The 12,272-nt window shown below is 68.7% G+C and carries 10 protein-coding genes; 7 read left to right on the plus strand and 3 right to left on the minus strand.

Going from position 1 to position 12,272, the window contains the following annotated elements; all coding sequences use genetic code 11:
- Window positions 1-19: 19 nt before the first annotated feature.
- Together ABDW61_RS22930 and metK are read right to left on the minus strand one after the other, a co-directional pair.
- A complete protein-coding gene (locus tag ABDW61_RS22930) occupies window positions 20-1,072 on the minus strand; it encodes a diguanylate cyclase (RefSeq protein ID WP_343642066.1) in 1,053 nt (350 codons plus the stop codon).
- A 128-nt stretch (window positions 1,073-1,200) separates the two neighbouring features.
- Window positions 1,201-2,379, minus strand: coding sequence for a methionine adenosyltransferase (gene metK, locus ABDW61_RS22935; RefSeq protein ID WP_343642068.1), 1,179 nt, complete (start codon window positions 2,377-2,379; stop codon window positions 1,201-1,203).
- Window positions 2,380-2,541: 162 nt separating this feature from the next.
- Between metK and ABDW61_RS22940 the strand changes: the two genes are divergently transcribed.
- The 6 genes from ABDW61_RS22940 to ABDW61_RS22965 are packed head-to-tail and all read left to right on the plus strand — an operon-like array spanning window position 2,542 to window position 8,742.
- Window positions 2,542-3,432: a lipid A biosynthesis acyltransferase gene (locus ABDW61_RS22940; RefSeq protein WP_343642070.1), complete on the plus strand. Its 891-nt coding sequence runs from the start codon at window positions 2,542-2,544 to the stop codon at window positions 3,430-3,432.
- Window positions 3,433-3,441: 9 nt separating this feature from the next.
- Window positions 3,442-4,329, plus strand: coding sequence for a diaminopimelate epimerase (gene dapF, locus ABDW61_RS22945; protein ID WP_343642072.1), 888 nt, complete (start codon window positions 3,442-3,444; stop codon window positions 4,327-4,329).
- Window positions 4,326-5,024: a DUF484 family protein gene (locus ABDW61_RS22950; protein ID WP_343642073.1), complete on the plus strand. Its 699-nt coding sequence runs from the start codon at window positions 4,326-4,328 to the stop codon at window positions 5,022-5,024. The genes dapF and ABDW61_RS22950 overlap by 4 nt, the downstream gene beginning before the upstream one ends.
- On the plus strand, window positions 5,002-5,931 hold the full coding sequence (locus tag ABDW61_RS22955; RefSeq protein WP_343642075.1) for a tyrosine recombinase XerC: 930 nt from the start codon (window positions 5,002-5,004) through the stop codon (window positions 5,929-5,931). The genes ABDW61_RS22950 and ABDW61_RS22955 overlap by 23 nt, the downstream gene beginning before the upstream one ends.
- Window positions 5,932-5,944: 13 nt before the next feature.
- Window positions 5,945-7,546 carry a hypothetical protein gene (locus ABDW61_RS22960; protein ID WP_343642077.1) on the plus strand — a complete coding sequence of 534 codons (1,602 nt, stop codon included), beginning with the start codon at window positions 5,945-5,947 and terminating at the stop codon, window positions 7,544-7,546.
- Window positions 7,547-7,560: 14 nt separating this feature from the next.
- The gene (locus ABDW61_RS22965) at window positions 7,561-8,742 is read left to right on the plus strand and encodes a class I SAM-dependent rRNA methyltransferase (protein ID WP_343642079.1); all 1,182 of its coding nucleotides are present in this window, start codon (window positions 7,561-7,563) and stop codon (window positions 8,740-8,742) included.
- Between the two features lie 69 nt (window positions 8,743-8,811).
- On the opposite strand, the gene ABDW61_RS22970 is transcribed toward ABDW61_RS22965, so the two are convergent.
- Window positions 8,812-9,297: an Lrp/AsnC family transcriptional regulator gene (locus ABDW61_RS22970; protein WP_343642081.1), complete on the minus strand. Its 486-nt coding sequence runs from the start codon at window positions 9,295-9,297 to the stop codon at window positions 8,812-8,814.
- 148 nt (window positions 9,298-9,445) lie between these two features.
- Between ABDW61_RS22970 and glmS the strand changes: the two genes are divergently transcribed.
- Window positions 9,446-11,320, plus strand: coding sequence for a glutamine--fructose-6-phosphate transaminase (isomerizing) (gene glmS, locus ABDW61_RS22975; protein ID WP_343642083.1), 1,875 nt, complete (start codon window positions 9,446-9,448; stop codon window positions 11,318-11,320).
- The last annotated feature ends 952 nt before the right edge of the window (window positions 11,321-12,272 follow it).

Raw genomic sequence — 12,272 nt, forward strand, 5'->3', positions numbered from 1 at the left:
CGGGCGTGCCGGCCATGCCTCAAGTGGGGGAGGCTGGGGGCGGTAGCGCGGACGGCGGCGTCGATGACGGCGCGGCCTGCCGGCGCTGCTCCTGCGTGTCCATCTGCATCTCGTAGCTGAAGAAGCGGTTGCGGCCGGTGGACTTCGCGTTGTAGAGCGCGTCGTCGGCGCGAATGATCAGGCCCTCGGCGCTGGTGCTCTCGTCCGGCAGGCAGGTGGTGATGCCGCCCGAGAGCGTCAGCGTGCCGCCGATGGGCGAGTCCGGGTGGGGGATCGCCGCCAGTTCCATCGTGCGCATCAGCGCGCGGGCGTAGGTCATCGCGCCGGAGCGCGGCGTGTTGGGCAGGATCAGCGCGAATTCCTCGCCGCCGTAGCGCCCGGCGCAATCGCTGGGCCGGCGGCAGGTCTCCTTGAGCAACTGGCCGACGCGGCGCAGGCACGCGTCGCCGGCCACGTGGCCGGCGGCGTCGTTGTAGCGCTTGAAGTAGTCGACGTCGCACAGCATCAGCGTCAGCGGCTTGCCTTCGCGGCGCGCGCGGTCCAGCTCCTGCTGCAGCCGCGCATCGAGCGCGCGGCGGTTCATCAAGCCCGTCAGCGCGTCCACGCTGGAGAGCTCCTCGAGCTGCGCGTTGGCGGCGCGCAGCTCCTCGGACATCTGCACCAGCCGCGCCCGCATCTGCGCCAGGCGCTGCATCGCGCGCAGCTTGGCGTGCAGGATCATCGCGGAGACCGGCTTGACCAGGTAGTCGTCGCCGCCGGACTCGATGCCCTTCCAGACATCCTCGTCCTGGTTGAACTGCGACAGGAAGATGATCGGCGTCCAGCCGCCAGGCTCGGCGGCACGCATCTCGCGAGCGGTCCAGTAGCCGTCGTGACCGGGCATCTCGACGTCGAGCAGCACGACATCGGGCCGGTAGCGGCGGAACAGCTCCAGCGCCCATTCGGCGCTGTCGGCCTCCAGCACGCGGTGGCCGGCGCGGTCCAGCTCCGCGGTCAGCGCCACGCGCGTGGCGCTCTGGTCGTCGACGATCAGGATGGTCAGCGGGGACGGCGTGACGGGCGGGGCATGCATGCGCCGATTCTGCCGCGCCAGGGGTAGGCCGCAAGTGCGCAGGGCCGCGCGAGGCGGCCCTGAATCAGGGGATCGAGGTCATGCCGTTTGGAGAATGTGCGGCAAATGACCGGGGGAGCGGAGAGGGCTTACAGCCCCGCCGCCGCGCGCAGCGCTTTCGCCTTATCCGTGCGCTCCCACGAGAACTCCGGCTCCTCACGGCCGAAGTGGCCATACGCCGCCGTCTTGCCGTAGATCGGACGCAGCAGATCCAGCATCTGGATGATGCCCTTGGGACGCAGGTCGAAATGCTCGTTGACCAGCGCGGCAATCTTGTCGTCCGGGATGACGCCGGTGCCTTCGGTGTAGACGGTGACGTTCATCGGCCGGGCCACGCCGATCGCATACGCGACCTGGATCTGGCACTGCTTGGCCAGGCCCGCGGCCACGATGTTCTTGGCCACGTAACGGGCCGCGTAGGCGGCCGAGCGGTCCACCTTCGTCGGGTCCTTGCCCGAGAACGCGCCGCCGCCGTGCGGGCAGGCACCGCCGTAGGTGTCGACGATGATCTTGCGGCCCGTCAGGCCGCAGTCGCCCTGCGGACCGCCGATGACGAAGCGGCCGGTCGGGTTGACCAGGTACTTCGTGTCCTGCAGCCACTCCTTGGGCAGCACCGGCTTGATGATTTCCTCGATGACCGCCTCGTAGAACTCGGGCTTCATCTTGTCGCCCAGCGACATCTCGGGCGCGTGCTGCGTGGACAGCACCACGGTGTCGATGCTGTGCGGCTTGCCGTCGACGTAGCGCATCGTGACCTGGCTCTTGGCGTCCGGGCGCAGGAAGGGCAGGCGGCCATCCTTGCGCAACTGGGCCTGGCGCTCGACCAGGCGGTGCGCGTAGTAGATCGGCGCGGGCATCAGCTCGGGCGTCTCGTCGCAGGCGTAGCCGAACATCAGGCCCTGGTCGCCGGCGCCGGTGTTCAGGTGGTCGTCGGACGCCTGGTCGACGCCCTGGGCGATGTCGTTGCTCTGCTTGTCGTAGGCCACGAGCACGGCGCAGCCCTTGTAGTCGATGCCGTATTCGGTGTTGTCGTAGCCGATGCGCTTGATCGTGTCGCGGGCGACCTGGATGTAGTCGACGTGGGCGTTGGTCGTGATCTCGCCGGCCAGCACCACCAGGCCGGTGTTGCACAGCGTCTCGGCGGCGACGCGCGAGCGCGGGTCCTGGGCGAGGATCGCGTCGAGGATGGCATCGGAGATCTGGTCCGCCACCTTGTCCGGGTGGCCTTCAGATACGGATTCCGAGGTGAAGAGGAAATCGCTCGCCAATTTAAACTCCTGTGATTCAGTCTTCGGGCGTTGCCGAGACCTGGGAGTCAGGCGGCGAACGCTTTAGCGGGATTTATGAGTCGCCCCGCAAGTTGTCCAGATTAACTCGGCGACATGGGCGCGCATTATAGGAAAGGCCCGAAAGGGCCCACGGATGGGTGGATGGGAAAACTGGGTACATATGCGCTGATCGCGCTGCTTTGGCTGCTGCACTGGCTGCCGCTGCGCTGGCTGGCCGCGCTCGGCTGGGGACTGGGCGCATTGCTGCACCGGGTCGCGGGATCGCGCCGGCGCGTCGCGCTGCGCAACGTGGAACTCTGCTTCCCCGACAAGCCGCTGGCCGAGCGCCAGGCCCTGGTGCGCGAGCACTTCGGCTGGCTGGGCCGCAGCCTGCTCGAGCGTGGCCTGCTCTGGTACGCGTCCGACCGGCGCCTGCTGCGCCTGATGCGCATCGAGGGCAACATCAAGCTGTCCGAGCAGGTCGACCGGCCGGTGATGTGGCTGATGCCGCATTTCGTGGGCCTGGACTGGATCGGCCCGGCGCTGATGCTGAACCAGTCGCGCCCAGGCGCCAGCATCTACCAGCGCCAGAGCAACGCGCTGTTCGACGAGGCGCTGCGCAAGGCCCGATCGCGCTTCGGGACGACCAAGCTGGTCGACCGCCAGGAGGGCGTGCGCAGCATCCTGCGGGCGATCCGCGACGGCTATTCCTTCCTGAACCTGCCGGACATGGACTTCGGCCCCAAGGATTCGGCCTTCGTGCCCTTCTTCGGCGTGCCGGCCAACACGCTGCTGGCGCCAGCCAAGATCGCCGAGACCATGAAGATGGTGGTGCAGCCGGTGATCGTCACGATGCTGCCCAAGGGGGAGGGCATCGTCATCCACGCCCATGAGCCGCTGGCCGGCTACCCCAGCGGCGATGTGGAGGCTGACGCGCTGCGCTTCCACCGCTGGCTCGAGGACCGCATCCGCGAACACCCGGCCCAGTATTTCTGGGTCCACAAGCGATTCAAGACGCGGCCGCCCGGCGAGCCGTCGCTGTATTCCCGATAATCCGCCCCCATGAAACTGCGCTTCACCAAGATGCAGGGCGCCGGCAACGACTTCGTCGTGCTGGACGCCACGCGCCACCCGATGCCGCTGAGCGCCGACCAGCTGCGGCGCGTCGCCGACCGCCGCTTCGGCGTGGGCTGCGACCAGGTGCTGGTGATCGAGGCGCCGAAGACGCCGGACGTGGACTTCGGCTACCGCATCTTCAACTCGGACGGTTCCGAGGTGGAGCAGTGCGGCAACGGCGCGCGCTGCTTCGTGCGCTTCGTCGTCGACAAGGGGCTGACCGACAAGCGCACCATCCGCGTCCAGACGATCAACGCGCTGCTCGAGCTGCGCCTGCGCGACGATGGCCGCGTCACGGTGGACATGGGGGCGCCGGTTTTCGACCTGCCTGCGATCCCGTTCGATCCGGCGCGCGCGACGGCCCGGCCGGCGGATGGCGTGGATGGCGGCTACGCGCGCTGGCCGCTGGACCTGGGCGACGGCATGACGGCCGAGGTCGCGGTGCTGTCGATGGGCAATCCGCACGCGGTGCAGCGGGTCGAGGACGTCGACCATGCGCCGGTGGCCATCGTTGGCCCGCTGGTCGAGAACCATGAGGCGTTCCCGCGCCGGGTGAATGCCGGTTTCCTGCAGGTGATCAGCCGTCGCGAGGTGAAGCTGCGCGTGTATGAGCGCGGCGCCGGCGAGACGCTGGCCTGCGGCACCGGCGCGTGCGCGGCGGTGGTCGCCGGCATCCGGCTCGGCTGGCTGGACGAGGCGGTGGAAGTGCACACCCGCGGCGGCGACCTGCGCATCGAATGGGCCGGCATGACGCCGGGCGGCCCGGGGCTCGATGCCCCGGTCTACATGACAGGGCCGGCACAGACGGTCTTTGAAGGAGAAATCGAACTGTGAGCGGCATCGAAGGCATCACCGAACAAGACATCGCCGACTACCTGGCGAATGACCCGGCGTTCTTCGAACGTCACGCCGAGCTGCTGGCCAACGTCCGGATCTCGCATCCGCACGGGCAGCGCGCGGTCTCGCTGCAGGAGCGCCAGGCGGAGCTGCTGCGCGAGAAGATCCGCGGCCTGGAGCACAAGATCGTCGAGATGATCCGCAACGGGCAGGAGAACGTCGCGATCGCCGACCGGCTGCACCGCTGGACGCTGGCGCTGATGCTCACGCGCGACGAGCGCCAGCTGCCCGAGGTGCTGCTGCGCGAGCTGCGCCACCAGTTCCTGATCCCGCAGGCCAACCTGCGCCTGTGGAACGTCGATGCCGGCCATGCGCTGGCGCCGTTCGCGGCGGAGGTCAGCGCGGACGTGAAGACCTTCGTCGGCAGCCTGAACCAGCCGTACTGCGGCATCAATTCGGGTTTCGAGGCGGCGCGCTGGCTGGAGGATGACGTGGCCTCGCTGGCGCTGGTGCCGCTGACGGCGGGCGCGCCGGCGCAGCCCTTCGGGCTGCTGGTGCTGGGTTCGCCGGATCCGACGCGCTACACGGCCGAGATGGGCACCGAGTTCCTGTCCCGCGTCGGCGAGATCGCGAGCGCCGCGCTCTCGCGTCTGCTGGACGCCGATCCGCATGCCGCCGCCCAGCCTGACTGACGGGCAGCAGCGCTACCTCGATCACCTGCGCGTGCAGCGCCGCCTGGCGGAGCGCACGCTGACGCTGTATGCGGACGCGCTGCGGCGGCTGAGCGGCTTCGCCGCGGCCGAGGGGCTGGACCTGCTGCGCCTGTCGCTGCCGCAGGCGCGGCGCTTCCTGGCCAAGCTGCATGGCGAGCGGCTCAAGCCGCGCACGCTGTCGCTGATCCTGTCGGCGTGGCGCGGCTGGTACCGCTGGCTGGGCCAGAACGGCCTGGTCGACGCGAACCCGATCACCGACCTGCACGCGCCCAAGCAGGGGCGGCCGCTGCCCAAGGCGCTCGGCGTCGACGACGCGGTGCGGCTGGCCGAGCATCATCAGGACCCCGCCGATCCGGCCGTGGAGGCGCTGGAGCGCTGCATCGTGGAGCTGCTCTACGGCAGCGGGCTGCGGGTGTCGGAGCTGGTGGGCCTGGATGTGCGCCACCACGCGGCGGCGGCCGGCTGGATCGCGCTGGACGCGGCCGAGGCGCAGGTGCTGGGCAAGGGCGGCAAGTTCCGCGCGGTGCCGCTGGGCAGCGCGTCGATGAAGGCGCTGGGCGAATGGCTGGCGCTGCGCGGCCAGTGGGCGGCGGCGGACGAGCCGGCGCTGCTGGTCGGTCCGCGCGGCCGCCGGCTCAGCGCCGATCAGGTCCGCAAGCGCTTGAAGCAGCGCGCGCTCGCCGCGGGCATGCCCACGCATGTCCATCCGCACATGCTGCGTCACTCGTTCGCGTCGCACCTGCTGCAGAGCAGCGGCGATCTGCGCGCGGTCCAGGAGCTGCTGGGCCACGCCAACATCAGCACCACGCAGGTCTACACCCGGCTGGACTTCCAGCACCTGGCCCAGGTCTACGACGCGGCGCACCCGCGTGCCCGCAAGAAATAACCGATTGATCCCGATGATCCGCTTCGTCCCGACCGCTTCGAACTTCCCGTCCCGTCCGCTGCTGCTGTGCTCGGCGCTGCTGGCCGCGCAACTGCAGGCGCATGCGCACGCGGGTGAGGCGGCGCCGTCATCGGCACCGGCCGGCCCGAAGCTGGTCACGGCGACGGACAGCCGGCCCGCCGCCTTCGAGCTGAACTGGACGCCGATGACGATGCCCACGGGGCAGAAGACGGCGTTCCTGGGCGCGAGCTACATGGTCGCGATCAACGAGGACTGGGGCCTGGGCCCGGCCGCGTACGGCGCGGCGCAGGGCGAGTTCGGCGGCCTGTTCACGGTCGGCTTCAACGTGCAGCGGCGTTTCCGGCTCGGGCAGGACTGGCACCTGGCGGCGAGCCTGTATGCCGGCGCTGGCGGCGGCGTCAGTTCGGACAAGATCCGCCCGGGCGGCGGGCTGATGCTGCGGCCGGAGCTGTCGCTGCGGCGCGAGTTCGGCAACTGGTACGCCGGCGTGGGCGTGTCGCACGTGGCCTTCCCCAATGGCAGCGGCAACATCAAGGACACCGGCGTGGCCTTCACGATCGGCCGGATGGACCGCTTCCTGAGCTTCTCGCCGAGCGATTCAGGCGCGCCGGGGCGGGCGGGCGACCGCACGGGCATGGGCTTCGACGAGATCGCGATCAGCGCGGGTGTCGAGAAGCCGCGCGGCGGCAGCCGCACGCGTGGCGGCGTGCCGCTGAACAGCCGCAAGGGCAAGGCTGGCGCGGACCTGCGGCAGTACTTCGGCAACGGCGCGTCGTGGTGGGGCCTGGAGGCTTCAGGCGCCGCGGCGGGCGGACACGACGGCTACATGGAGATCCTGGCCAATGCCGGCCAGGACTGGGGCATCGGCAGCGAGCGGCTGCGCGTGGGCGGGCAGGTCTCGTTCGGCCTGGGCGGCGGCGGCGACATGGACACCGGCAATGGCTGGCTGGTGCGGGTCGGGCCGACGCTGCGCTGGATCACGCCGTGGGGCCCGACGCTGCGCCTGGATGCCGGCTACATGAAGGCGCCGTGGGGGCATTACGACTCGCTGCAGGTGCGCGGTTCGCTGGCGCTGCCGCTGGAGAAGGTGTCGCGCATCCTGAGCAGCCCGCCGCTGGAGTCCGGCACGGTGCGGGCGCAGACCTGGTACATGAGCGTGCCGCACTTCAAGGAGTTCGTCTTCAAGGACGGTACGCGGGCCGGCGTGACCGGGCTGGGGCTGGGGATGACGCGCGACTTCGGCGGCCCCTGGTACGGCGTGGCGCAGGCGGGCAGCGCGGCGCTGGGCAAGGCGGGCGCGTTCTCGTACGGCATGTTCGGCATGGGGGCGCAGTCGCCGAAGTGGAGCGGCATGCGCGTGGGCGCGGAGGCGCTGATCGGCGCGGCCGGCGGCGGCGGCGTGCAGGTCGGCGGCGGCGCGGTGACGCAGGGCGAGCTGTGGGGCCAGTGGGAAGGCACCGGCAAGGACCGCCTGCGCGTGAAGGTGGGCGTGGGCCAGTGGAAGGCGCTGCGCGGCGACCGGCACAGCACGCCGATGGTCAGCCTGAACATCGGCTGGGCGTTCGGGACGCTGGGGCCGGCGGAGAAGCGCTGAGACAATCGCGCCCCATGAAAGTCATTCGTCTGCGCCCGGGCAAGGATCGCTCGCTGCTGCGCCGCCATCCGTGGGTGTTCCAGGGTTCGATCGAGAAGGGCAAGGCCGACGCCGGCGAGACCGTGCGTGTCGAGTCCGCCGAGGGTCAGTTCCTGTGCTGGGCCTCGTTCAGCCCCGAGTCGCTGATCCGCGTGCGCGCGTGGAGCTTCGATGAGAAGGAGCGCATCGACGCGGCCTTCTTCGAGCGCCGCATCGCCGCCGCGATCGCGCTGCGCGCGCGCATGCCGATCGATTCGGACGCGGTCCGGTTGATCCATGGCGAGGCCGATGGCCTGCCGGGTCTGATCGTCGACCGCTATGGCGATACGCTCAGCGCGCAGTTCCTGTCCGCGGGCATGGAGCGCTGGAAGCAGACCATCGCCGATCAGTTGCTCGCGCAGACCGGGCTGTCGCGGCTGTACGAGCGCTCCGACGCGAACGTGCGCACGCTCGAGGGCATGGACGCCGTGACCGGCTGGTTGCGCGGCGAGGGCGGGACCGAGCTCGTGATCTCGGAGAACCGCTGGAAGCTGAGCCTGGATGTGGCCGAGGGGCACAAGACCGGGTACTACCTCGACCAGCGCGACAACCGCCGCAAGTTCGCCGAGGTGGTGCGGCAATACGGCTGCCGCTCGGTGCTGAACTGCTTCAGCTACACGGGCGGGTTCTCGGTCGCGGCGCTGGCGGGCGGGGCGACGGAAGTCATCAGCGTCGATTCGTCGGGTCCGGCGCTGGCGCGCGCGACGGCGCATGTGGCGCTCAACGGCTTCGATCCGGCGCATCACACGGCGCTGGATGCGGACGTGAATCACACGCTGCGCGACCTGTTGAAGCAGGGACGCCAGTTCGATGCGATCGTGCTGGACCCGCCGAAGTTCGCGCCGACGGCGGCGCATGCGGAGCGCGCCGCGCGCGCCTACAAGGACATCAACCGGCTGGGATTGATGCTGCTCAAGCCGGGCGGGCTGCTGTTCACGTTCTCGTGCTCGGGCGGCGTGGGGCCGGAGCTGTTCCACAAGATCGTCGCGGGCGCCGGCATCGACGCGGGCACGGATGGCTTGATCCTGGATCGCGTCGGCGCGACGCCGGATCATCCGCAGACGATCTACTTCCCCGAGGGCGAGTACCTCAAGGGGCTGCTCATCCTCAAGCGCTGACGGCGCAGTCATCCGCTCTCCCCCTCGCGGGGGCGAGGGAGTTCACGGCGGCAGCGGCGGGGACTGCCCTCAGGGGCGTGCCGCTGGCAGGGCCAGGCGCGGCTCGAACTTCGCGCGCTTGACGCTGAAGAAGGCCTTCACGTTGCGGACGTTGGCATGCTGCGTGAACAGCCGCTGCACCAGCGCGTGATACGCCGGCATGTCCGGCACCTGCAGCACCAGCACGAAGTCCGGCCCGGGCGCGACGCGCCAGCATTGCTGCACCTCGGGCGCCGCGATGGCGAGGGCCTCGAAGGCATCGAGGTGCTCGGCGCCCTGGCGGTCGAGGGTGATCTCCACCAGCGCGGACAGTCCCGCGCCGAGCTTCTCCGGCGAGAGGATGGCGACCTGCTTCTCGATGACGCCGGTCTCGACGAGCCGCCGGACGCGGCGCAGGCAGGTCGCTGGCGACACATGCGCGCGTTCGGCCAGAGCCTGGTTGGACAGCGAAGCGTCTTGCTGCAGCAGGTCCAGCACCCGCAAGTCGACGGCGTCCAGGGTGACAGAAGATTCCACGAAATGTCCAATGGTGAAAGGATATGCCTGGTTCATCAAACGATGATGGATTCTTTCACTATTCGCAAAACGTTGAAAGCAACTGACTTCAAGACCTGCCTAGCATCCCGCCATTCGCAAATTCATCCGGGCATCCGGGGAGACCATCATGTGCGGCATCGTCGGCGCAGTCAGCCAGAAAGACATCGTTCCCATCCTGATCGAGGGCCTGAAGCGGCTCGAGTACCGCGGCTATGACTCCTGCGGTGTGGCGGTGCACCAGGACGGCCAACTGCGCCGGGCGCGCAGCACCTCGCGGGTGTCGGAGCTGCAGACGCTGGCCGGCCAGGACGGCGTGGCGGCGGGCACCGGCATCGCGCACACGCGCTGGGCGACGCACGGCGCGCCGGCGGTGCACAACGCGCATCCGCATTTCTCGCACGGACCGGGTGCCGAGGCGCATCTGCAGCCGGGCCGCATCGCGCTGGTCCACAACGGCATCATCGAGAACCACGATGAACTGCGTGCCGAACTGAAGTCGCGCGGCTACGTCTTCCACAGCCAGACCGACACCGAGGTCATCGCGCACCTGGTCGACTTCCACTACCACGGCGACCTGCTGGAGGCGGTGCAGACGGCGGTGGGCCAGCTGCGCGGCGCGTACGCGATCGCGGTGTTCCACAAGGACGAGCCGCACCGCGTGGTTGGTGCGCGCGAGGGCTCGCCGCTGGTGCTGGGGGTGGGCGTCGACGCGCATGCGGGCGCGAATTTCCTGGCCTCGGATGCGATGGCGCTGGCCGGCGTGACGGACCAGATCGTCTATCTGGAGGAGGGCGACGTCGTCGACCTGCAGCTGGGCCGCTACTGGATCAGCAACAAGGATGCGGCGACGGGCCGCTTCGTCACGGTCGAGCGCGAGGTGCGGACCGTGCAGGCGCACAGCGGCGCGGCGGAACTGGGGCCGTACCGGCATTACATGCAGAAGGAGATCTTCGAGCAGCCGGTGGCGATCGCCAACACGCTGGACGCGGTGACGGGCATCAGCCCGGAGCTGTTCGGCGATGGCGCGTACCGGATCTTCAAGGAGGTCGATTCGGTGCTGATCCTGGCGTGCGGGACCAGCTACTACGCGGGCTCGACGGCGAAGTACTGGCTCGAGAGCATCGCGAAGATCCCCACCAGCGTGGAGATCGCCAGCGAATACCGCTATCGCGACAGCGTGCCGAATCCGCGCACGCTGGTGGTGACGATCAGCCAGAGCGGCGAGACGGCGGACACGCTGGCGGCGCTCAAGCATGCGCGCTCGCTGGGGATGAAGCACACGCTGACGGTGTGCAACGTGCCCACGAGCGCGATGGTGCGCGAATGCGCGCTGGCCTACATCACACGGGCGGGCGCGGAGATCGGCGTGGCGTCGACGAAGGCGTTCACGACGCAGCTGGTGGGGCTGTTCCTGCTGACGCTGGCGCTGGCGCAGACGCGCGGGCATCTGAGCGAGGCGCAGGAAGCGGAGCACCTGAAGGCGCTGCGTCACCTGCCGGTGGCGGTGCAGGGGGTGCTGGCGCTGGAGCCGCAGGTGATTGCGTGGAGCGAGGAATTCGCGCGCAAGGAGAACGCGCTGTTCCTGGGCCGCGGGCTGCATTACCCGATCGCGCTGGAAGGGGCGCTGAAGCTCAAGGAGATCAGCTACATCCACGCCGAGGCGTATCCGGCGGGTGAGTTGAAGCACGGGCCGCTGGCGCTGGTGACGGCGCAGATGCCGGTGGTGACGGTGGCGCCGAACGACACGCTGCTGGAAAAGCTCAAGAGCAACATGCAGGAAGTGCGCGCGCGAGGCGGGGAGCTGTTCGTGTTCGCGGACGGGGACACGCGGATCGATAGCGAGCAAGGGCTGCATGTGATCCGCATGCCGGAACACTACGGCGCGCTCAGCCCGATCCTGCATACGGTGCCGCTGCAACTGCTGGCGTATCACACGGCATGCGCGCGCGGGACGGACGTCGACAAGCCGCGGAATCTGGCGAAGAGTGTGACGGTGGAGTGAGGCAGGTATGCGCGGCACTGTCCGCCTAGAGGTTGCTGCTAACAATAAGTTGATACTTTCAACAGTAACTTGACATTTGACGTCAAGTTACTGTCACGGGGAAGTCAATGCTTGGGGCGACGGAGGGTCCTCACACGTGCCCTTCGTCGCGTGCCGACCAAGAACGCGGCTCGTCAAACGTGTTCTTCGGATGGGGCCGAACGGTCGGCGTGTTGCCCTGCGGCCCTAGATGGTCGCCCGTCGAATCTCCGATCTAATCGCACTGGTTTACACCATCTGTCGCCAACGGCGCGTTCAGTCTGGTGTCGCGGCCTCTCGGGGCACTGCATCACCATGAGCCTTGGCAATCTCAGTGGGCGGACGATTCTTGCGTCATGGCAACCATGGCGTCAAGGACTGCCATGCGAGCAAGTTCCGCATGTTCGTACTCTCCCGCCAGCCTTCGACGGAGCGGTAGTCCTTCCGAAACGGGAGGAATGAGCACGAGGACGGGCGCGTATTTTCCATTGGACAGCACATCGACGCCGACGTCAGCGTCCCACTCGTTCACCGTCATCCCCTTCCACTCTGCCAGTTCGTGAGGATGCGGGACGTTCCACCAAGTGAGCGAACGCTACTTGCATCGCTACCGAGCTGAGATGGACTTCAAGTGGGGAACACGCGACCTGACCGACGGCTTGCGGATGAACAAGGCTCTGCGAGCCTCGGAAGGGAAGCGGCTCAGCCGGTGAAAGCTGGCTCGCGGATGACAGTCGACGCGCGGTGTGAGATCCTGAGGGCGACTCTCGGAATAGGTGTGATGGAGCGGGGGGGCAACCGCTCCATCGAGCCTGTCCTGAATTTTGTGTGCGAGGCATAACATGACCCGACTCCGGAGCATTTATGCCAATCGACAAACCTCTGAGCAAGACCAAGCTGAGGAACGCCGCGATAGCGGCCAAGTCTGCCGCGT

The sequence above is a fragment of the Roseateles sp. genome, assembly GCF_039595595.1.
Classification (GTDB): Bacteria; Pseudomonadota; Gammaproteobacteria; order Burkholderiales; family Burkholderiaceae_C; genus Roseateles.